General features: G+C 46.7%; 20 protein-coding genes and 1 tRNA gene. 19 read left to right on the forward strand and 2 right to left on the reverse strand.

The window, feature by feature from the left end; translation table 11 throughout:
- Positions 1-107: 107 nt before the first annotated feature.
- The 14 genes from hisD (at position 108) to ACIFSR_RS34375 (ending at position 13,861) form a co-directional block, all read left to right on the forward strand.
- Positions 108-1,394, forward strand: a complete 1,287-nt coding sequence (hisD, locus tag ACIFSR_RS34310; protein ID WP_430063714.1) for a histidinol dehydrogenase — start codon at positions 108-110, stop codon at positions 1,392-1,394.
- 165 nt (positions 1,395-1,559) lie between these two features.
- Positions 1,560-2,165 carry an imidazoleglycerol-phosphate dehydratase HisB gene (gene hisB / locus ACIFSR_RS34315; protein ID WP_076270756.1) on the forward strand — a complete coding sequence of 202 codons (606 nt, stop codon included), beginning with the start codon at positions 1,560-1,562 and terminating at the stop codon, positions 2,163-2,165.
- A 1-nt stretch (position 2,166) separates the two neighbouring features.
- The gene (gene hisH, locus ACIFSR_RS34320; RefSeq protein WP_430063716.1) at positions 2,167-2,784 is read left to right on the forward strand and encodes an imidazole glycerol phosphate synthase subunit HisH; all 618 of its coding nucleotides are present in this window, start codon (positions 2,167-2,169) and stop codon (positions 2,782-2,784) included.
- Between the two features lie 191 nt (positions 2,785-2,975).
- Complete coding sequence (gene hisF / locus ACIFSR_RS34325; RefSeq protein WP_339206014.1) at positions 2,976-3,734, forward strand: imidazole glycerol phosphate synthase subunit HisF; 759 nt, start codon at positions 2,976-2,978, stop codon at positions 3,732-3,734.
- Positions 3,731-4,423: a bifunctional phosphoribosyl-AMP cyclohydrolase/phosphoribosyl-ATP diphosphatase HisIE gene (gene hisIE, locus ACIFSR_RS34330; RefSeq protein ID WP_430063718.1), complete on the forward strand. Its 693-nt coding sequence runs from the start codon at positions 3,731-3,733 to the stop codon at positions 4,421-4,423. The genes hisF and hisIE overlap by 4 nt, the downstream gene beginning before the upstream one ends.
- A 43-nt stretch (positions 4,424-4,466) precedes the next feature.
- Entirely contained in the window at positions 4,467-5,273 is an 807-nt protein-coding gene (hisJ, locus tag ACIFSR_RS34335) for a histidinol-phosphatase HisJ (RefSeq protein ID WP_430063720.1), read from the forward strand.
- A 115-nt stretch (positions 5,274-5,388) separates the two neighbouring features.
- A complete protein-coding gene (locus tag ACIFSR_RS34340) occupies positions 5,389-6,339 on the forward strand; it encodes a ribose-phosphate diphosphokinase (protein WP_076270752.1) in 951 nt (316 codons plus the stop codon).
- Positions 6,340-6,504: 165 nt separating this feature from the next.
- Entirely contained in the window at positions 6,505-8,256 is a 1,752-nt protein-coding gene (locus ACIFSR_RS34345; RefSeq protein ID WP_339206018.1) for a tetratricopeptide repeat protein, read from the forward strand.
- Positions 8,257-8,276: 20 nt separating this feature from the next.
- Entirely contained in the window at positions 8,277-9,224 is a 948-nt protein-coding gene (trxB, locus tag ACIFSR_RS34350) for a thioredoxin-disulfide reductase (RefSeq protein WP_339206019.1), read from the forward strand.
- A 208-nt stretch (positions 9,225-9,432) separates the two neighbouring features.
- Positions 9,433-10,383 (forward strand): ROK family glucokinase, encoded by a 951-nt coding sequence (locus tag ACIFSR_RS34355; RefSeq protein WP_430063723.1) that lies wholly within the window; start codon positions 9,433-9,435, stop codon positions 10,381-10,383.
- Between the two features lie 180 nt (positions 10,384-10,563).
- A complete protein-coding gene (gene rapZ, locus ACIFSR_RS34360; protein WP_076270748.1) occupies positions 10,564-11,451 on the forward strand; it encodes an RNase adapter RapZ in 888 nt (295 codons plus the stop codon).
- Between the two features lie 33 nt (positions 11,452-11,484).
- Positions 11,485-12,450, forward strand: a complete 966-nt coding sequence (locus tag ACIFSR_RS34365; RefSeq protein WP_339206022.1) for a gluconeogenesis factor YvcK family protein — start codon at positions 11,485-11,487, stop codon at positions 12,448-12,450.
- Between the two features lie 6 nt (positions 12,451-12,456).
- Entirely contained in the window at positions 12,457-13,386 is a 930-nt protein-coding gene (whiA, locus tag ACIFSR_RS34370) for a DNA-binding protein WhiA (protein WP_076270746.1), read from the forward strand.
- A gap of 205 nt (positions 13,387-13,591) precedes the next feature.
- Positions 13,592-13,861 carry an HPr family phosphocarrier protein gene (locus tag ACIFSR_RS34375; protein ID WP_028609180.1) on the forward strand — a complete coding sequence of 90 codons (270 nt, stop codon included), beginning with the start codon at positions 13,592-13,594 and terminating at the stop codon, positions 13,859-13,861.
- A 171-nt stretch (positions 13,862-14,032) separates the two neighbouring features.
- Here the strand turns inward: ACIFSR_RS34375 and clpP are convergent, their stop codons facing one another.
- Entirely contained in the window at positions 14,033-14,617 is a 585-nt protein-coding gene (gene clpP, locus ACIFSR_RS34380; protein WP_169091151.1) for an ATP-dependent Clp endopeptidase proteolytic subunit ClpP, read from the reverse strand.
- Between the two features lie 316 nt (positions 14,618-14,933).
- Positions 14,934-15,008 (reverse strand) — tRNA-Arg (locus tag ACIFSR_RS34385).
- A gap of 273 nt (positions 15,009-15,281) precedes the next feature.
- On the opposite strand from ACIFSR_RS34385, the gene ACIFSR_RS34390 reads away from it, so the two are divergent.
- The 5 genes from ACIFSR_RS34390 to gpmI all read left to right on the forward strand — a co-directional run bounded on the left by ACIFSR_RS34390 (position 15,282) and on the right by gpmI (position 21,140).
- Positions 15,282-16,346, forward strand: coding sequence for a sugar-binding transcriptional regulator (locus ACIFSR_RS34390; protein WP_430063726.1), 1,065 nt, complete (start codon positions 15,282-15,284; stop codon positions 16,344-16,346).
- Positions 16,347-16,434: 88 nt separating this feature from the next.
- Positions 16,435-17,439, forward strand: a complete 1,005-nt coding sequence (gap, locus tag ACIFSR_RS34395; RefSeq protein ID WP_076270744.1) for a type I glyceraldehyde-3-phosphate dehydrogenase — start codon at positions 16,435-16,437, stop codon at positions 17,437-17,439.
- Between the two features lie 175 nt (positions 17,440-17,614).
- Complete coding sequence (locus ACIFSR_RS34400) at positions 17,615-18,799, forward strand: phosphoglycerate kinase (RefSeq protein ID WP_430063728.1); 1,185 nt, start codon at positions 17,615-17,617, stop codon at positions 18,797-18,799.
- 39 nt (positions 18,800-18,838) lie between these two features.
- On the forward strand, positions 18,839-19,597 hold the full coding sequence (gene tpiA / locus ACIFSR_RS34405; RefSeq protein ID WP_076270742.1) for a triose-phosphate isomerase: 759 nt from the start codon (positions 18,839-18,841) through the stop codon (positions 19,595-19,597).
- Position 19,598: 1 nt separating this feature from the next.
- Entirely contained in the window at positions 19,599-21,140 is a 1,542-nt protein-coding gene (gene gpmI / locus ACIFSR_RS34410) for a 2,3-bisphosphoglycerate-independent phosphoglycerate mutase (protein WP_339206029.1), read from the forward strand.
- Positions 21,141-21,147: the final 7 nt, after the last annotated feature.

Raw genomic sequence — 21,147 nt, forward strand, 5'->3', positions numbered from 1 at the left:
CCAAGTAGGGCCTGCAGCATTTCATGTATAGACGAGGCATGATAAGTGAAGTGCATGCTGGACTGGACGGATAATTAGCCTTGTGAGTATTGGAAGGAGTGGATGATATGCGTATTATGCGAGCGGAGCAATTTGGTTTGAAGCGTGAGGTGGATTATGGGACACCTGAGCAAAATGAGTCTGCTTTGAAGATCGTCGCAGACGTAAAGTCTGAGGGGGATGCAGCACTGCTGAGGTACACGGAGCAGCATGACCGCGTTAAGCTCGACGCTGCGTCGCTGCGTGTGACGCAGGAGGAAATACAGGCGGCGTATGAGCATGTTGACGCCGACTTTCTCACGGCTATTCGCGAAGCAGCCGTGAACATTCGGGTATTCCACGAGAAGCAAATGCGTACCTCGTGGATGGATTTGCAGCAGGACGGAACGCTGCTCGGGCAAATTATGCGACCGCTCAAGCGGGTCGGCGTATACGTGCCCGGAGGCAAGGCGGCTTATCCGTCGTCCGTGCTGATGAATGTTATACCGGCGCAGGTAGCTGGCGTGCCGGAAATTGTTATGGTGACGCCGCCGGCAACTGGCGGCAAGGAAGGCATCGACCCGTATATTCTGGTTGCCGCCGCGGAATCGGGCGTCAAGGAGATGTACCGGGTCGGCGGCGCACAGGCCATAGCCGCGCTTGCGTACGGCACGGCCACGATTGCTCCGGTCGATAAAATATGCGGACCGGGTAATATTTATGTGGCGCTTGCGAAGCGCGCCGTATTCGGTGCCGTCGATATCGACAGTATCGCCGGGCCAAGTGAAATCGTCGTGCTTGCTGACGATTCAGCTGATCCTGCGTATGTAGCCGCGGATTTGCTGTCGCAGGCGGAGCACGATGAGATGTCATCGGCGATCCTTGTAACGCCATCGCAGCAGCTTGCGGAAGCTGTCGCAGCGGAGGTGGAGCGTCAGCTGTCCACCCTGCCGCGCCAAGACATTGCACGCAGCTCCATCGACAACTATGGCGCTGTGCTGCTGGTCGATTCACTTGAAGCGGGTATCGACGTTATTAATCAGATCGCGCCTGAACACTTAGAGGTGCTGACGGTTGACCCGATGCGTTTGCTCGGCTACATTCAGAACGCTGGCGCTATTTTCCTTGGGCCATACAGCTCGGAGCCGGTTGGGGATTATTTTGCTGGGCCAAACCACATCATTCCGACAAACGGCACAGCACGGTTCTCATCGCCAGTTAACGTTGATGATTTCTTGAAGAAATCGAGCCTGATTTACTATAGTAAAGAAGCGTTGATGGCTAATGGCGATAAAATCATGACGCTGGCTCGTCACGAAGGACTTGAAGGGCACGCTCGTGCAATCGAGGTTCGTCTTGAGAAGGAACGCGGGTAAACATTTTAACGTAAATAGATAAATTTGTTAGGCAAACAATTAAGTATAGGAGAGTTATTACCTAGGTAATAACTCTTATGCTCTTTAGCGGCATGTACTGGAATTCCCTTATGCGGCAGGGCATTTGAGATGATGAAAACAAACATAATCATATAGGAAGAAGGAATGAAAGTGTCGGAAAATCGTGTACGTGAAGCATCGGTGGCACGCAAGACCAATGAAACGGATATTAAGCTTACTTTTGCAGTAGATGGAACAGGTGAAGCAAAGATTGATACAGATGTCCCTTTCTTTAACCATATGCTGGATCTATTTATTAAGCACGGCCAGTTTAATCTGGAATTAGAAGCACGCGGCGACATCGACATCGATGATCACCATACGGTAGAGGATATCGGAATTTGCATCGGTCAAACGCTTCGTGAAGCGCTTGGCGACAAACGCGGCATTAAGCGTTATGCTAGTGTATTTGTACCAATGGATGAGGCGCTGGCTCAGGTTATTATTGATGTGAGCAACCGCCCACACTTTGAATACCGTGCCGAATACCCATCTACACAAGTAGGCAGCTTCTCGACAGAGCTTGTTCATGAGTTTTTGTGGAAGCTTGCACTTGAATCACGCATCACGCTTCATGTAATCGTACATTACGGCAAAAACACGCACCACATGATTGAAGCGGTGTTCAAAGCGCTTGGACGAGCGCTTGATGAAGCAACAAGCATTGATCCTCGCGTACAAGGAGTGCCTTCAACGAAAGGAGTGCTCTAGGATGATCGCGATTATTGATTATGGGATGGGCAACCTCCACAGCGTAAGCAAAGCGGTTGAGCGTCTTGGATACGAGGCGGTTATAACAGACGATCCCGAGAAGATTGCAGCTTCAGATGGAGCGATTCTTCCTGGCGTTGGTGCGTTTGGCGATGCTATGCAAAACCTGCGGGAAACGAAGATGGATGAAGTGACTAAAGCGTATGCAGCTTCTGGTAAGCCGCTGCTCGGCATTTGCCTTGGCATGCAGCTTCTCTTCACCGAAAGTGATGAGTATGGAACGAATGAGGGATTGAATCTTCTTCCCGGCAAAGTTAGCCGTTTTACAGGTGATTACAAGATTCCGCATATGGGCTGGAACAAGCTGAATTTCCTTCAAGAGCAATCGCCCCTATTTAATGGGTTGACCGAAGGGCATGTTTATTTCGTACACTCGTTCCATGCGAAGCCGGAGATAAGTTCCGACCTGCTCGCAACAACAGACTATTATCAGCAGGTAACAGCAATTGTTGGTCGCGGAAACGTATATGGCATGCAATTTCACCCCGAAAAAAGCGGAGAGCTTGGCATGCAGCTGCTGGGCAACTTTCTTGCACTAACTAAAATTAACGAAGCATAAAAAGCATTAATAGATAATCAAGCAAGTTAATTACTTAAACAATTAAATCGTTTAAGACTCGCTGCTTGGTAAGGATGCTTCTACCTTAATCCAAGCAGTTTTATCAAAGTGATTCCAAGTAATCCTAAGTAATGTCGAGTGTTACCGGATAGACAATTAAGCTCGACTACGGGCATAAAGGAGAGTGCAATATGCTGGCGAAACGTATCATTCCTTGTCTTGACGTGAAGGATGGCCGCGTTGTGAAGGGTGTTAATTTTGTGAACCTACGCGATGCGGGAGACCCAGTCGAGCTGGCGGCCACTTATGACCAAGAGGGCGCAGATGAGCTTGTATTTCTAGATATATCGGCTTCCGTTGAAGGGCGTGCGACGATGATTGAAGTCGTCAAGCGGACCGCTGGGGAAATTACGATTCCGTTTACGGTAGGCGGCGGCATTTCTCATGTCGATGATATGAAGCGGCTGCTGCGCGCTGGCGCGGACAAAATCGGCATAAATACAGCTGCGGTTTTAAACAAGGCACTTATTCAAGAAGGGTCACGCAAGTTCGGATCACAGTGCATCGTGGTGGCGATTGATGCGAAGTTTAATGCTGAGTGGGGCGAATGGGAAGTTTACACGCACGGCGGACGCAAAACGACTGGCATTAAGGCGCTCGAATGGGCACGTGAAGTGGAGAAGCTAGGCGCGGGTGAAATTTTGCTGACCAGCATGGATGCCGATGGCACCAAAGATGGCTTCGACATCAAGCTTACGCAGGCGGTGTCTGATTCGCTTGGCATTCCTGTCATTGCTTCGGGCGGAGCGGGTAGAGTCGAGCATTTTAACGATGTATTCCAAATGGCACATGCGGATGCGGCTCTAGCTGCAACGATTTTTCACTATAAAGAAATGACGATTCGTGAAGTGAAGGACGACTTGCGCTTGAAGGGAGTAGAGGTACGATGACGGAAAATAATCATAATGAACTTATCTCAAAAATTAAATGGGACGATGCGGGGCTAGTACCAGCTATTGTTCAAGATGTGCAAAGCAAAGAAGTGCTTATGATGGCTTATATGAATAAGGAATCACTTCAGCTATCCGTTGAATCCGGCGTGACTTGGTATTGGAGCCGCTCGCGTAATGAGCTTTGGAACAAAGGAGCGACAAGCGGCAATACGCAGCGCATCGTCTCTTTGGCTTATGATTGCGACGGTGATACATTGCTCGTTAAGGTGGAGCAAAAAGGTCCAGCTTGCCACACAGGACGCTATAGCTGCTTCTTTAATTCGGTTGAAGTAGCCGGGAACACAGATGCTTCCTCAGAGGCGGGACAATCCACTGCAGACCGCTTCGCTACGCTTGGACAGTTAGAGAGCGTGATTGCTGAGCGTTACGCAGAGCGTCCTGAGGGCTCTTACACCTCATACCTGTTCGATAAAGGTGTAGATAAGATTTTGAAAAAAGTTGGCGAAGAAGCATCCGAGGTGATCATAGCAGCGAAAAATAAAGATAACGACGAGCTTCGCAGCGAGGTTGGCGATCTTATTTTTCACCTGATGGTATTGCTTCGTGAACGCGGATTGCCGCTAGATGATGTAATCAGCGAAATTAACAATCGTCACGGCAAGCCAACAACAAATAAAATGAGATAATGGAAGCTGAAAGATAAATGACAGCAGAAAGGCCGGTACGCACATGTTTATCGATTACCATACGCATCATGCTCGCTGTGGTCATGCCGTCGGAGAGCTAGAGGAATATGTAAAGAAGGGCATAGAGATCGGACTCGTGCAGCTCGGCCTTTCCGATCATATGCCTCTGCTCCATGTTGACCCTGCGACTTATTATCCGGAAATGGCTATGCCGATGGATGAGCTTCCGCGTTATGTGGAGGAATGCCTTGCGCTTAAGGAAAAGTATAAGGGACAAATCGACATACGTGTTGGGCTTGAAGGCGATTATATCGAGGGCTGCGAGGAGCAGATCGCTGCGATCGTGAGCGCGTACCCTTGGGACTATGTGATTGGCTCTGTTCATTTTCTTGAGGAGTGGGACATCACGGATTTCCGGCAAACGGGAGGCTGGGAAGGCCGCAATCGTATGGCTGTATACGAACAGTACTACGCAGCCGTGGGCAAAGCAGCCGCAAGCGGGTTCTATGACTACATTGGACATATTGATGTCATCAAGCGTTTTGGCTTTCAGCCGGAGGAAAATGTTACCCATTTGGAGAAAGCTGCACTAGAGGCAGTCAAGAAGCATGGACTTGCGATTGAGCTCAACGCATCGGGCCTTCGCACACCTGCAGCAGAGATGTTTCCGAGCCGTAGAATGCTGGAATATGCACTGGAACTAGGCATTCCGCTGACGGTTGGTTCGGATGCTCACCAGCCTGAAAGACTAGGCCAATATTTGGATCAAGCGTACGATTTACTCAAAGAAGTTGGCTTTAAGCAGCTTGCGACATTTAATTGTCGAAAATTAGTGATGATTGATTTTTGAAATATCGTAAATTCCATGTATAATATAGATGATCAAATAAGCTTTGTCGAATGATCCGGCAAAGACGAGTACTTGTTCCGTCAAATTAATTGGTTTTAACGCTCAGGAGGGTATCATGTTAAGCGACAAGGTGCGTATTTTTTCGGGTTCGTCTAATCCGGTATTGGCTCAGAAAATTAGTGCAGAGCTTGGTCTGACGCTAGGTGCGATCAAGATGTCCCGTTTTAAAAGCGGAGAGATTTACGTGCATTACGAGGAAACGATTCGGAATTGCGATGTATTTCTCGTACAATCATTCTCACATCCAATCAACGAGCATTTTGTCGAATTGCTTGTTATGATTGATGCGGCGAAGCGTGCTTCCGCAAGAACGGTCAACATCATCATGCCTTATTACGGTTATGCGCGTCAGGAGCGCAAAGCAGCACCTCGGGAGCCGATTTCAGCGAAAATGCTGGCGGATGTGCTCACGACAGTAGGAGCGAACCGAGTGATTACAATCGACCTACATGCTCCAGCTATTCAAGGCTTCTTCAACATTCCAGTCGATCATATGACTGCGCTAGATTTAATCAGCGATTATTTGAAGTCGAAAAACATCAAGAACCCGGTTGTTGTATCGCCGGATGCAGGACGTGCTTCAACTGCTGAGAAGCTAGCGAACTACTTGGATACATCGTTTGCGATTATGATCAAGAAACGCCCTGCGCATAATGAATCAGTTATCACACATGTTATCGGTGATGTCGAAGGTCAAACTCCGATTATTATCGAGGATCTCATCGATACGGGATCTACGATTGTTAACGTTGTGGAAAGCTTGAAGGAGCGCGGCGCTGAGGATGTATTTGTATGCGCTACGCATCCGTTATTCTCCGGCTCTGCCATTGAGCGTTTGGATCATCCAAATATTAGAGAAGTCATCGTCACAGACTCAATCAGCTTGCCGGAATCGACTCCTGAACGCTTCAAAGTGCTTTCCGTTGCGCCGCTTCTAGCTGAAGCAACACGCATTATTTTGGAGGGCGGCTCCATTAGCACATTGTTCAAAAGCAATGGTGTCTAAACGTTCAAAAGGAATGCAGAACTAACGAAATGAATAGTAATGCCGTGGGAAATCGCGGGTGGTGTATTTGCCATCCGCGATTTTCCCACATATTCTTTCATGTTCTCAGGGGTATTGCTATGGTATAATCGTATAAAATCGGAAGTAACGGGAGGTGCCTTGCGGGTGAAAGAAAAGAAACGAGTTGCCGTAGATCAACAGACGAAAGTCATACCGGTTCAATGGGACGCTACGTTTTTTTTCGAACGTGCGGTTCGATCGCTTGATCGGCTCCATTATGACAAGGCACTTAAATATTTTCGTCGCGCCGTCGAATACGAGCCGGAGAATCCGGTAAACCATTGTAATATGGCCGGCATTCTTTCTGAAATGGGCAACTATGAGGAATCGAATAAAATCCTCGGTTGGATTGTAGATGAGCTTGATCCGACGATGACGGAGTGCCATTTCTATATGGCGAACAATTTTGCTAATTTAGAACAATATGAAGCAGCCGAGGGCTCGCTTATTCGATATTTGGAAGAGGACTCCGAAGGACAGTTTCTGGATGAAGCGGAAGATATGATGGATCTACTGCATTTTGAACTGGAGCGTCCTACTCGTCTAACCAACATTAAGTCTCGTGAAGGCATGGTCGAGCATGATTTGGCGCGCACGCTGCTGGAGGAAGGTAAATTCACTGAGGCTGTGCGCATTTTGGAGAAAATTATCGAAGGACAGCCAGATTTTTTAGCTGCTCGAAATAATTTGGCATTAGCCTATTACTATATGGGCATGTTCGATAAAGCGATGGATACGATTCATGAAGTGCTGGATCTTGAAGCGGGCAACCTGCATGCGCTGTGCAACCTTGCTATTTTTTATCAGCACAAGAACGATGAAAAAAGCTTGAAGCCGCTTGTTGAGCTGCTTGCGAAGACGGTACCGTTCCATCAAGAGCATGTGTTTAAACTGGCAACAACAATGGGCATCTTAGGAGAGCATGGTGCTGCTTATAAGCATTTCACCAGACTTCTCAAAGACTCAGAGCTCACTCAGGATCCAAGCCTGTATCATTACGCGGCTGTTGCAGCTTGCAATATCGGACGTTTGCAGGAAGCAGAGCGCCTATGGAAGCAGACAATCAAGCTTGATCCAAAATCAAGCATTCCTCTTTATTATATGGAGCAGCTTGAGCTAGTACGAAGCGGGCAGCAGACGGCTGCCATCAGCTATCACTATCATTTGCCGTTCGAAGAGCAGTTTAAGCTATGGGAGAAATCCTCCGATGGCATTCCCGATCATCTGAAGCGTGATCCTTTAGTACGGTCGTCGTTCTTCTGGGCGCTGCGTCATGGTGATCAGGACACGAAGCTGCAGGTTATTCAGGCTCTAGGGATGATCGCCGACAGCGAAGTGAAGGATGTTCTTCAGACGTTTTTGCTCGAGAAGGAAGAGGATGATTATCTGAAACGGATTGCCATCTTTGTACTCCGGACAATGGGCGTACAAGAGCCTTTACATGTGGTGCTGGAAGGCAAAGAAACGGTCATTGAGCCGAACAGGGTCCCTTCAAGTCTGCCTGTATGGGAAGATAAATGGCAGGCTGTTGCAGATATCGCTCTTGATCGCATGAGCAAGCAGTATGATTTGGTTCAGCAGCATGATTTGATGACCTTATGGGTGGAATTTTTGACGCGAGTATATCCAGATGCTCCGAAGCTTACGAAGCCGGAGAGCTGGGCGGCCGCATTAGAATATTTGACTGCAAAAATGCATCGTCGTGCTATCTCCTATCACGAAGTTTCCACCAGATACGGTACATCTATTGCGACAGTCAGCAAGAACGTCAAGATTATTGATGAAGTTTGCGGCATCAAAGAAAAGATGAAGTCGATGAGTTCCGTCTTCTTTACGCAAGAATTACAGGACGAATAAACTTTTACGAGGTGAAGCTTATGTACAAATCAATTATTATCGGTACTGGTCCTGCGGGGCTTACAGCAGCTATTTATTTGGCTCGCGCTAACATGAGCCCACTCATTATTGAAGGTCCAGAACCGGGCGGTCAATTGACGACAACAACAGAGGTTGAGAATTTCCCTGGTTTCCCGGAAGGGATTATGGGTCCTGAGCTGATGGAAAACATGCGTAAGCAAGCGGAGCGCTTTGGCGCCAAGTTTATTACGGGTTGGGTTAATAGCGTGGATATGTCAGAGCGTCCATTCAAGCTTCAAGTGGAAGGCCATGGCGAGCTTGTTGGGGAGAGCATCATTATTTCTACTGGTGCATCGGCTAGATACCTCGGCATTCCAGGCGAGAAAGAAAACGTTGGCCGTGGCGTAAGCACTTGCGCAACTTGCGATGGCTTCTTCTTCCGCGGTAAAAAAATTATCGTAGTAGGCGGCGGCGACTCTGCGATGGAGGAAGCAAACTTCCTTACTCGTTTTGCTTCAAATGTAGAGCTTGTTAACCGTCGTGATGAGCTTCGCGCATCAAAAATCATGCAGGATCGCGCTCGTGAGAACGAGAAAATCAGCTGGAGCTTAAACCGTACACCGGTTGAGGTTGTAGCAACGGGCATGGGTGTTACTGGGCTTAAAGTTCGTGACAATGAGACAGGTGAAGAGGATGTTATCGATACAGACGGAATCTTTATCGCTATCGGCCATACGCCAAACACGAAATTCCTAGCAGGCCAAATCGATACAGACGATCATGGTTACATTGTTGTGAAACCAGGTACATCTGAAACGAACGTACCGGGCGTGTTCGCTTGTGGAGATGTTCAAGACAGCAAATATCGTCAAGCAATTACAGCAGCAGGCAGCGGTTGTATGGCTGCGCTGGATTGTGAAAGATATTTGGAGGGTGCAATTACGCACGACTGGAGCAAATCGCTTTAATACTTGACGAGTTGCAACATAAGATAAAGAAGGGGCTATACCAGCAGAGCGACATGCTTGAAGGTATAGCTTTTTCATTAAATGCTGAAGGCGTTTTTTCCAAGCCCAGAATGGTTGATTTGCCAGTATTCCTCTATCTTGACCAGAGGATGAAGGTCGCTTATAGTGTTACAAGAGAAGATTAACATATTGATGAGGTGGACTAGTGATGTCTGAGAAGATTTACGTTGGAGTCGATGTCGGCGGAACTGCTATTAAAGTAGGTATTTGTAATTCGGATGGGCAATTGCTCCAGACGTACGAGGGGCCGACGGAGGCGAGTAAAGGAACGGACACTATCCTTCAAAATATTGCGAAATATGCACAACAAATCGTAGTGGAATCGGACTATGATTGGGAGCAAGTTGACGGGGTAGGCGTTGGTATTGCTGGTTTCCTAGATATTCCAAACGGAATTGTGAAATTTGCACCAAACTTAAAAATCGAGAACGTCAATCTTAAGGCTTATTTGGAGCAAGAGCTGAATAAGACAGTTAAAGTTAATAATGATGCGAATGTTGCTGCACTAGGCGAAGCTTGGGGCGGAGCGGGCAAAGGCATCGCGCACTGCGTATGCTACACACTCGGCACAGGCGTAGGCGGCGGAATAATTATAGATGGTAAAATCGTTGAAGGTTCTATGGGTATGGCTGGCGAGCTTGGTCATATGGCTATCGTGCCTGATCTTGAAGCTATTATATGCGGCTGCGGCAAAATTGGCTGCTTGGAAACGGTATCCTCTGCAACAGGCATTATCCGTATGGCAAAGGATGCGGTTGAACGCGGCGATCGTACATCGCTTTCACTTGTTGAGGATATTATGGCGAAGGATGTTCTTGATGCGGCTAAAGCAGGAGACGAAGTAGCAACTCGCATCGTAAACCGTGCTGCTTATTATTTGGGTAAATCAATGGCGATGATCGCTATTGTATTGAATCCGCAATATTTCATCATTGGCGGTGGCGTTTCGAAGGCTGGAGAATTTTTATTCGAGCAAATTCGTGAAGTATTCGACAAGTATACACAGGATCAAGCGAAAGAAAATGTGCAAATCGTAGCGGCAACACTAGGCAACAATGCTGGCGTTGTAGGCGCAGCTGGCCTTATTCTAAGAGGTTAATTTCATAGTTGTAAATGACGAAGAGACTTTGCATCTGCAAAGTCTTAGCTTATCCATAGGAAGTAGGTTTGCCTTAGCAAACCTTAAGCATATCCTTACGAAGTAGGTTTGCCCTAGCAAACCTTAAGCGTATCCTTACGAAGTGACTTTGCATTCGCAAAGTCTTTAGGAGGTTTATTCATGGAAACGACAGCAGCAGTAGCAAAGCTTGTCATTATAACCGGGATGTCTGGCGCGGGCAAGACCATTGCTGTCCAAAGCCTGGAGGATCTCGGTTTCTTCTGCGTAGATAATCTGCCGCCCGTTCTTATTCCTAAATTTGCAGAGTTGATCGATCAGTCGAACGGTAAAATCGGCAACGTTGCACTTGTTATCGATTTGCGCGGGCGTGAATTTTTCACGGCGCTTTCGGAGTCGTTGGCCTATATAAAGGAGCATTATACGATTAGCTGTGAAATCTTATTTTTGGATGCAACTGATTCTGTCTTGGTTCAGCGCTATAAGGAAAGCCGACGTCGTCATCCGCTGGCGCCTGAGGGCATGCCGCTTGAGGGCATTCGCAACGAACGTCGCCTGCTTGAGGATTTAAAGGGCTGGGCATCACAGGTTATTGATACGAGTATTTTGAAACCAGCACAATTGAAAGAACGTATTATTTCTCATTTTACACACCTAGAGCAAAACAGCTTGTCGATAAATGTAACTTCCTTTGGCTTTAAATATGGCATTCCTATCGATGCGGATTTGATCTATGATGTTCGTTTCTTGCCTAATCCGCATTATGTCGAGCATCTGCGCCCAAATACCGGTCAAAATCCCGATGTATATGAATACGTTATGAAATGGCCTGAAACTCAGCAATTTCTAACGAAGCTGCTGGATATGTTGCAATTCCTTATTCCGCTTTATCGTAAGGAAGGGAAAAGTCAGGTTGTTATCGGTATTGGCTGTACTGGCGGTAAGCATCGTTCCGTTGCTATAGCAGAATATTTGGGACGCATGCTCGGCAGCAGTGATACGGAACGTGTGCGTGTCAGCCATCGCGATGCCGAACGTGACAAGCATTGACGAGGTGAGAGAATGCAAAGTAGACACAAGATAATGAGACGGCCTAAAATCGTCGTAATTGGCGGCGGTACAGGTCTCTCTGTTATGCTGCGAGGTCTTAAGGAGAAACCGCTCGATATTACCGCGATCGTTACGGTTGCCGATGATGGCGGGAGCTCAGGCATTTTACGCAATGAGCTGCAAATTCCGCCTCCGGGTGACATTCGGAACGTACTTATGGCATTAGCGGATGCTGAGCCGCTGCTGACTGAGGTTCTTCAGTATCGTTTCAAAACGGTACCGGGACTTGCAGGCCACAGCCTTGGCAATCTTATGCTGGCAGCAATGACCGATATATCCGGCGACTTTGTAACGGGGATTCGTGAGCTGAGCCGTGTGTTAGCTGTTCGAGGACGGGTTCTGCCCGCAGCAAATCAGGCTATCGTACTTAAAGCGGAAATGGCTGATGGCAGCATTGTCACAGGGGAATCCATGATTCCGAAAGCTGGCAAGGTCATTAAACGAGTATTTTTGGAACCAGCCGATGTCGAACCGCTGCGAGAGGCGGTCGAGGCCATCGAACAGGCCGATGCTATATTGATTGGACCGGGCAGCTTATATACAAGTATTATTCCAAACTTGCTAGTTCCTAAACTGGCAACTGCGATCGTGGAATCAGAAGCAGTAAAATTATTTGTATGTAATGTTATGACCCAGCCTGGGGAAACTGATAATTATTCGGTAGGCGATCACCTTGATGCCATTCATGCTCATATCGGTCAACATCTATTCGATTATGTCATTGTAAATGACGGCGAAATTCCGCCGCAAATCGAAAGCAGATATGCTGAGCTTGGCGCAAAGGCCGTCCATTTGGATTTAGATGCAGTTACGCAAAAGGGTTATGAAGTCATTGCGGATCGGCTAGTATTGTTTCGCACTTTTCTTCGGCATGATGCCGAACGCTTAAGCCATCATATTTATAAGCTGGTAGAGAACTGGATGTTACGAAAGAGGTGATACACAATGTCATTTGCGGCCCAAACAAAGAAAGAGCTGACATTAATTGAAGCGGACAGCTGCTGTGAGATAGCGGAGCTATCTGCACTCATACGGATGAATGGTTCGGTTAGCGTATCTAGCCGCAAAGTCGTTTTGGACATCTCAACGGAAAATGCCGCGATTGCCAGAAGGATTTATTCCCTGCTCAAAAAACATTATGATGTGCATGTAGAACTGCTTGTCCGTAAAAAGATGAGATTGAAAAAAAACAACGTGTATATCGTCCGTATACCGGCTAGAGTTCAGGAAATATTAAGCGAGCTCAAAATTGTATCGGAAGGTTTTATGTTCAATTTAGGCATCGATAAGGAAATCATTCGCAAGCCTTGCTGCAAACGCTCCTATCTACGGGGTGCGTTTCTTGCTGGCGGATCGGTTAACAATCCAGAAGGTTCATCTTATCACTTGGAAATCTCTTCGATGTACCAAGAGCATTGTGAGTCTTTAGTTGACCTTGCGAACAAATTTGATCTTAACGCAAGATGCATTGAACGAAAAAAGGGATTTATCTTCTACATCAAAGAGGGCGAGAAAATAATCGAGCTCCTCAATATTATTGGTGCGCACCAAGCTCTGTTCAAGTTTGAAGATGTTCGAATCATGCGCGACATGCGCAATTCAGTAAACCGGATCGTAAACTGCGAAACGGCCAATCTAAATAAAACGATCGGTGCAGCTGTTCGTCAGATCGAGAACATTAAGCTGCTTCAACGTGAAGTAGGACTGGATAGCTTGCCTGATAAGCTGAAGGAAGTAGCTGAGATAAGGCTTCAGCATCCGGATATGAATTTGACAGAGGTCGGCGAAATGCTCGGAGGAAAGGTCAGTAAGTCAGGCGTAAACCATCGTTTGCGCAAAATCGACGCACTTGCGGAAAAAATCCGTGGTGTCTGAACTTTTATCCTAGTGCATCAGCTGGTATAATGATATAATAATTTAAAATGACGCAATTTTTAAAGATAAGAATAAGCAGCATTGATACTTACACATCTTATCTTTGTCCGGAAACGAGCTTTTGCAGCCAGAAGACGGCAAACAGAGCCGTATAAGCTTTTGCCGCATGCTAATGATTGAGAAAAATATAGGGGGTATGGTTTCCATGACAAGGCTTCCGGTTGTTGTTCGTCTTAAGACTGGACTACATGCAAGACCAGCAGCATTATTCGTACAAGAAGCGAACAAATTTTCCTCCGAAGTATTTGTAGAGAAAGACGACAAAAAAGTAAATGCTAAATCCATAATGGGTATTATGAGTTTGGCTATCAGTTCTGGCACTGAAGTATCCATTAGTGCCGAGGGTTCGGACGCAGAACAGGCTGTAAACGCTTTAGTCGCTTTGGTAAGCAAAGAAGAGCTGGAGAACCAATAATGAAGAAGGAGAGAAGTCACGCAGGTTCATTATGAGCTTGCGGCGGCAGCTCTTTTTTTATATGGAATGTACAATAATCTTACGGATGTGTTTGCAATAAAAAAAGAGCAGGCTCGGATGAATCCGAACTTGCTCTTTTTTGCGTTCAAACCTATTACCTAGCGGAATGAATTATGCGAGTTTCTCAATTACTTTATCAACCAAGCCATATTCTTTAGCTTCTGCTGCACTCATGAAATAATCGCGGTCTGTATCTTTCTCGATACGTTCAAGCGATTGTCCACTGCGCTCTGCCAAAATACCGTTCAGCTTGTCGCGCATGCCGATAATGCGTTTCGCACGAATGGCGATATCGCTTGCTTGACCTTCTGCACCGCCAAGTGGCTGATGGATCATGACTTCGCTGTTCGGAAGCGCATAACGTTTGCCAATTGCACCTGCAGTAAGCAAGAAAGCACCCATAGAAGCAGCCATACCTACACAAATCGTAGATACATCAGGTTTAATATATTGCATCGTATCGTAAATAGCCATGCCTGCCGTAATTGAGCCGCCCGGGCTGTTAATATAAAGAGAAATGTCCTTCTCAGGGTCGTCTGCCGCCAGGAATAACAATTGAGCGATGATGGAGTTTGCCACCACGTCATTTACACCTGATCCTAGAAAAATAATGCGATCTTTCAGTAGGCGAGAGTAAATGTCATACGCACGCTCACCCCGATTGTTTTGCTCAATAACCATAGGAACGAAATTCATATCCAACGTAAGCCCCCTCCTAAAAAACAATGAATGGTTAAATCGTATTCTCATAATAACGGATGAAAAGTCAAAAGTCAAAGATAGTCAAACAGGTCTGCAATTCCCTTGCTACGTATACGAAAAAAATGGGTTTGAAGTGGATTGGATGAAATAAACAAGCGCAATTTGGAGTGTTTTCCATGAGGCATAGGTTGGATGTTATAGCGGGAGATTAATTACTTGACCGTTGCTTAAAATAAAAAAAACGTTCCAGCGTATAGGAACGGTTCGTGTGTATCAATATAGAGTTTGAACTTGCGATAATAAAAAGTAATGGCGCGCCCGCAAGGAATCGAACCTAGATCTCAGCCTTCGGAGGGCTGCGTCATATCCATTGGACCACGGGCGCATAAGGAAAAACTGCTGTTGCTACTATCTGCTTTTGTAAGAAAATAGTCGCAAAAATGATTATATGATATTAAAGATTTTAAAGCAAGCGATGTTCAAAAATTAAATTTGTTAAAAATGCGTCGGAAACCGTTTCCAATTGATAATCGGCTATTGCTACAATCGGTTATTTCCGATAAACTAAAGGTGGGACTTGAAATGATACCGCGGGACATATTGAGTCCAACGTATTTGAAGCGAATACGCTATAGGCCGATGGAGTGAAGGATGAGAAATGCGTCAGATCATTGAACTGCAGCAGCAGCTTGTGCCTGATCTGCTAGAGGTCATGAAGAAACGATATTCGATTTTGCATCAAGTAATGGTATCGGATTTAATCGGACGTCGAACGTTGGCTTCTGTATTATCGATGACGGAGCGTATGCTTCGGGCAGAGACCGATTTCCTAAAGACGCAGGGGCTGCTCGAGATTCATTCGGGAGGCATGCGGATTAGCGATTCAGGCAAGCTTCTTTTAGAGCAGCTTGAGCCATTCTACAAGACAATGTTCGGACTATCCGAACTGGAGGAAACGATTCGCAGCCACTACGGCCTATCGCAGGTCATTATAGTTGCTGGCGATTCGGAAGTCTCTGCCCAAACAAAGCGAGAGCTTGGTCGTGCGGGATGTCAGGTGCTTATCAAGGTAATGCAGCCCAACGACGTTGTAGCTGTAACAGGCGGAACGACGATTGCACAGCTGTCGAATCAACTGATTAGTTCTTCTCAGCTGAATACGAACTTGTTCGTACCTGCTAGAGGCGGTCTAGGGGAGAGCTTGGATTACCAAGCGAATACGATTGCTTCCATGATGGCTAAGCGTACAGGAGCGCAGTATAGACTTTTGCATGTGCCGGATCATCTGGGAGAGGAAGCTTTTGCATCTATTATGCAGGAGCCGAACATTCGAGAAATTGTGGATGTCATCCGCAGTGCTCGCATCGTTGTACATGGTATCGGAGATGCTATGGTTATGGCAAGACGCAGGCGGCTAGAGCGTGAAGTTATTGATGCTATGGAAGCTGAGGGTGCTTTGGCGGAGTCATTCGGGTTTTATTTTGACCGAAAAGGCGCTGTCGTGCACAAAATGCAAACGGTGGGGTTACGGCTCGAGGATATTGTTAAAACTGAAGTTGTTATAGGTATAGCCGGCGGCAAGAGCAAAGGCGAGGCTATAGCGGCAGTGATGCGCTTTGGACACAATGATGTACTCGTAACGGATGAGGCAGCAGCACTCGAAATCGTAGCTTTGATCGATCAAGAGAAGCACAGTCAAGAAAAAGGCAATAAGGAATCATGACGCTTTGCAAATTGCTGTTAAGGCATGCCTGCAAAATGTCTTGAAATATATTCATAAATCTTTTAAAAACGCTTAGGAGGAAACAAAAATGGTTAAAGTTGGTATTAATGGTTTTGGTCGCATCGGCCGTAACGTATTCCGCGCAGCACTGAACAACCCTGATGTTCAAATCGTGGCAGTAAATGATCTTACGGATACTGCAACACTGGCACATCTTCTGAAATACGATACAACACACGGTCAACTTGACGGTACTGTTGAAGCTAAAGAAGGCGCGCTTATCGTAAATGGCCGCGAAATCAAAGTATTCGCAGAGCGCAACCCTGCAGACCTTCCTTGGGGTTCAGTAGGCGTTGAAATCGTAGTTGAATCAACTGGTATTTTCACAGCGAAAGAAAAAGCTGAGCTTCACTTGCAAGGCGGCGCTAAAAAAGTTATCATCTCCGCACCTGCAACGAACGAAGATATTACAGTAGTTATCGGCGTTAACGAAGATAAATACGACGCTGCGGCACACACCATTATTTCCAACGCTTCTTGCACAACGAACTGCCTAGCACCTTTCGCAAAAGTATTGAACGACAAATTCGGAATCGTTAAAGGTATGATGACTACAATTCACTCATACACAAATGACCAATCCGTTCTTGACGTTCCTCACAAAGACTTGCGTCGTGCTCGCGCAGCTGCTGAGAACATCATTCCTTCTTCAACTGGCGCAGCAAAAGCTGTTGCACTTGTTCTTCCTGAGCTTAAAGGCAAACTAAACGGTATGGCAATGCGCGTTCCTACGCCTAACGTATCTGTAACTGACCTTGTAGCTGAGCTTAAAGTTAACGTTACTGTAGAAGAAGTTAACGCAGCATTGAAAGAAGCTGCTGACGGTCCTCTTAAAGGCATCTTGAACTACAACGAATTGCCGCTTGTATCAAGCGACTACAATAGCGACCCTGCTTCTTCCACAATCGATGGTCTTTCGACTATGGTTGTTGAAGGCAACATGGTTAAAGTTATCTCATGGTACGACAACGAGTGGGGCTACTCGAACCGCGTAGTTGATCTTGCTGCTTACATTGCTAGCAAAGGTCTGTAAGCAAAGAAGACGGACTAAAGACCGCAGCATTCCGCGCATGCGGAGCTAAGGTTTTTGATTTGCGGCTTCTAGAGTCGTAAGTCATGGGGGCGTTTCTTCTTTGAAGGAACGCCCTTCTTTTTTTTGTATTCTACCGCTATACCTTTCCATAACACATTTTCGGGAGGCTTCATAGATGAATAAGAAAAGTGTACGTGATGTTGCAGAACTAGCTGGTAAACGAGTATTTGTTCGCGTTGATTTTAACGTGCCGCTTGAAGATGGAAAAATTACGGATGACAAACGTATTCGTGAAACGCTTCCTACAATCAACTTTTTGATCGAAAAAGGCGCAAAAGTTATTCTTGCAAGTCATCTTGGACGTCCAAACGGTCAAGTAGTAGAAGAGCTTCGCCACACAGCTTCCGCAGCACGTCTATCTGAGCTGCTAGGCAAGCAAGTAACGAAAGCGAACGAAGCTATTGGTGAAGCTGTCGAAGCGCAAGTTGCTGCACTAAACAACGGTGATGTGCTATTGCTTGAAAACGTACGTTTCTATGAAGGCGAAGAGAAAAACGATCCAGAACTAGCGAAAGCTTTTGCAAAACTTGCTGACCTGTTCGTAAACGATGCATTTGGCGCTGCTCACCGCGCTCACGCTTCGACAGAAGGCATTGCACACATTTTGCCAGCTGTATCAGGCCTTCTTATGGAGAGAGAGCTTGAAGTACTAGGCAAAGCGCTTAACAACCCAGAGCGTCCTTTCACAGCAATCGTTGGCGGTTCGAAAGTTAAAGACAAAATCGCTGTAATCGATAAAATGCTTGAAATTGCTGACAATGTCATCATTGGCGGCGGCTTGTCTTATACATTCTTTAAAGCACAAGGCCACGAAATCGGCAAATCGCTTGTAGACAACAGCAAGCTTGATTTGGCTCTTGAGTTCATGGAAAAAGCGAAAAAACTAGGCAAAAACTTCTTGATCCCAGTTGATATCGTTGTAACTGACGATTTCAGCGCTAACGCTAACACACAAATCGTTGACGTTGACAGCATCCCTGCTGATTGGGAAGGTATCGACATCGGTCCTAAAACACGTGAGCTTTATGCTGATGTAATCAAAAACTCCAAGTTGGTTGTATGGAACGGACCTATGGGCGTATTCGAAATCGAGCCATTCTCCCATGGTACACAAGCCGTTGCTCGCGCTTGCGCAGAAACAGCTGGCTATACTGTAATTGGCGGCGGCGATTCCGCAGCAGCAGCTGAGAAATTCCACCTAGCTGACAAAATGGACTTCATCTCGACAGGCGGCGGCGCTTCCCTAGAGTTTATGGAAGGCAAAGTGCTTCCAGGCGTAGTTGCCCTTAACGATAAATAATACATTTACCCAACTATATAGATTTGAGGAGGATTACGCATGAGCAACAGAACACCGATTATTGCAGGTAACTGGAAAATGTTCAAAACGGTATCCGAGGCTGTAACATTTTTCTCCGAAATTAAAGGTAAAGCTGAAGTTGCAGGTGTAGAGAGCGTGATCTGCGCGCCATACACAACACTTCCGGCACTTGTTGAAGCTGCGAAAGGTACGTCGATTGCTATTGGAGCACAAAACGTACATTTTGAAGACAACGGTGCATTCACAGGTGAAATCAGCGGCGTTATGCTGAAGGATCTTGGTGTGAAATACGTAATTATCGGTCACTCCGAGCGCCGCGCTTATTTTGCGGAATCAGATGAGATCGTAAACAAGAAGGTTCATGCTTCCTTTAAAAATGGCTTGCTTCCTATCGTTTGTGTAGGCGAGAAGCTGGAAGAGCGCGAAGCTGGACAAACAAAAGAAGTATGCAAAGTGCAAACAGAAGCAGCTTTTGTAGGCCTATCTGCAGCACAAGCAGCTGAAGTTGTTATCGCTTATGAGCCAATCTGGGCTATCGGTACTGGCAAATCTTCTACTTCCGAGGATGCACAAGATGTTATCGGTTATATCCGCAGCGTTGTTGCTGGTCTTTACGATCAAGCGACTGCTGATGCGGTTCGCATTCAATACGGCGGCAGCGTGAAGCCTAATAACGTAGCTGAGTACATGGGTCAAGCTGATATTGACGGTGCACTTGTTGGGGGCGCGAGCTTGGAGCCTGCATCCTACATTGCACTGGTCGAGGGGGCCAAGTAATATGGCTGCTCCGAAACCTGTAGCGCTTATTATTCTCGACGGCTTCGGTTTGCGCGATGATGTAACGGGCAACGCGGTTGCACAAGCAAACAAACCAAACTATGACCGTTACTGGTCAACTTATCCGCATACGACATTGACGGCATGCGGCGAAGCGGTTGGACTTCCTGAGGGTCAAATGGGCAACTCCGAGGTTGGCCACTTGAACATCGGCGCAGGCCGCATCGTTTATCAGGATTTGACTCGTATTAGTAAATCGATCCGCGATGGTGAATTTTACGAAAATGAGACGATCCTTGGTGCTGTTCGCCATGTAAAAACAAATAGCAAAAAGCTTCATCTATACGGCTTGCTGTCGGATGGAGGCGTTCATAGCCACATTGAGCATTTGTTCGCATTGCTCGATCTAGCGAAGAAGGAAGAGCTTGAAGAAGTATACATTCATGCTTTCCTTGATGGCCGCGACGTGTCCCCGGACAGTGCAAAGGGCTATCTAGAGCGTCTTCAAGCCAAAATCGAAGAGGTTGGCGTAGGCCGCATTGCGACGGTTCAAGGCCGTTACTATGCAATGGACCGCGACAAGCGTTGGGAGCGTACGGAGAAATCCTACCGCGCTATGGTATATGGCGAGGGCCCTCAATATTTCGATCCGATTCAAGCGGTAGTTGAATCCTACGAGAAATCGGTTTATGATGAATTCGTTATGCCAACGGTTATTGTAGACGGTGAAAACAAGCCAGTTGGCCTTGTTGAATCCGAGGACGCAGTGATTTTCTTCAACTTCCGTCCTGACCGTGCGATTCAATTGTCGCAAGTATTCACGAACGAGGACTTCCGCGGCTTTGACCGTGGCGAGAAGCGCCCTGTTAATCTGTATTTCGTCTGCTTGACGCTATTCAGTGAAACCGTTGGTGGATTCGTTGCGTATTCACCAAAGAACCTTGATAATACGCTTGGCGAAGTGCTCGTGCAAAACAACAAGACTCAATTACGTACTGCAGAAACAGAAAAATATCCGCACGTTACGTTTTTCTTCAGCGGCGGACGCGATCATGAGCTTCCTGGCGAAACTCGTGTGCTTATTAATTCCCCTAAGGTCGCAACGTACGATCTCAAACCGGAAATGAGCGCATATGAGCTAGCTGAGTCCACGGTACGCGAGATTGAATCTGACAAGCATGACGCAATCATTCTGAATTTCGCCAACCCTGATATGGTAGGCCACTCCGGCATGCTGGAGCCTACGATCAAAGCGGTTGAAGCGACGGATGAATGCCTTGGCAAAGTAGTGGAAGCAGTACTAGCCAAAGGCGGCGTCTGCATCATCACGGCTGACCATGGTAATGCTGACATGGTGTTCGACGAGAATGGCCGTCCGTTTACGGCACATACAACGAACCCGGTTCCGCTTATCGTAACGAAAGCAGGCGAGACTCTTCGCGACGGCGGTATTCTTGCAGATATCGCACCAACGGTTCTTGATCTGCTTGAGCTTGCTAAACCAGCTGAAATGACGGGCATCACATTAATCAACAAAAAATAATACTTTA

It is taken from the genome of Paenibacillus sp. NRS-1760 (genome assembly GCF_050467785.1).
In the GTDB taxonomy this organism is placed as follows: domain Bacteria; phylum Bacillota; class Bacilli; order Paenibacillales; family Paenibacillaceae; genus Pristimantibacillus.

Bases quoted from the DNA above. Each gene is read 5' to 3' on its own strand.
- hisD (WP_430063714.1), top strand. From the start codon at position 108: ATGCGTATTATGCGAGCGGAGCAATTTGGTTTGAAGCGTGAGGTGGAT.
- hisB (WP_076270756.1), top strand. From the start codon at position 1,560: ATGAAAGTGTCGGAAAATCGTGTACGTGAAGCATCGGTGGCACGCAAG.
- hisH (WP_430063716.1), top strand. From the start codon at position 2,167: ATGATCGCGATTATTGATTATGGGATGGGCAACCTCCACAGCGTAAGC.
- hisF (WP_339206014.1), top strand. From the start codon at position 2,976: ATGCTGGCGAAACGTATCATTCCTTGTCTTGACGTGAAGGATGGCCGC.
- hisIE (WP_430063718.1), top strand. From the start codon at position 3,731: ATGACGGAAAATAATCATAATGAACTTATCTCAAAAATTAAATGGGAC.
- hisJ (WP_430063720.1), top strand. From the start codon at position 4,467: ATGTTTATCGATTACCATACGCATCATGCTCGCTGTGGTCATGCCGTC.
- ACIFSR_RS34340 (WP_076270752.1), top strand. From the start codon at position 5,389: ATGTTAAGCGACAAGGTGCGTATTTTTTCGGGTTCGTCTAATCCGGTA.
- trxB (WP_339206019.1), top strand. From the start codon at position 8,277: ATGTACAAATCAATTATTATCGGTACTGGTCCTGCGGGGCTTACAGCA.
- ACIFSR_RS34355 (WP_430063723.1), top strand. From the start codon at position 9,433: ATGTCTGAGAAGATTTACGTTGGAGTCGATGTCGGCGGAACTGCTATT.
- rapZ (WP_076270748.1), top strand. From the start codon at position 10,564: ATGGAAACGACAGCAGCAGTAGCAAAGCTTGTCATTATAACCGGGATG.
- ACIFSR_RS34365 (WP_339206022.1), top strand. From the start codon at position 11,485: ATGAGACGGCCTAAAATCGTCGTAATTGGCGGCGGTACAGGTCTCTCT.
- whiA (WP_076270746.1), top strand. From the start codon at position 12,457: ATGTCATTTGCGGCCCAAACAAAGAAAGAGCTGACATTAATTGAAGCG.
- ACIFSR_RS34375 (WP_028609180.1), top strand. From the start codon at position 13,592: ATGACAAGGCTTCCGGTTGTTGTTCGTCTTAAGACTGGACTACATGCA.
- clpP (WP_169091151.1), bottom strand. From the start codon at position 14,617: ATGAATTTCGTTCCTATGGTTATTGAGCAAAACAATCGGGGTGAGCGT.
- ACIFSR_RS34390 (WP_430063726.1), top strand. From the start codon at position 15,282: ATGCGTCAGATCATTGAACTGCAGCAGCAGCTTGTGCCTGATCTGCTA.
- gap (WP_076270744.1), top strand. From the start codon at position 16,435: ATGGTTAAAGTTGGTATTAATGGTTTTGGTCGCATCGGCCGTAACGTA.
- ACIFSR_RS34400 (WP_430063728.1), top strand. From the start codon at position 17,615: ATGAATAAGAAAAGTGTACGTGATGTTGCAGAACTAGCTGGTAAACGA.
- tpiA (WP_076270742.1), top strand. From the start codon at position 18,839: ATGAGCAACAGAACACCGATTATTGCAGGTAACTGGAAAATGTTCAAA.
- gpmI (WP_339206029.1), top strand. From the start codon at position 19,599: ATGGCTGCTCCGAAACCTGTAGCGCTTATTATTCTCGACGGCTTCGGT.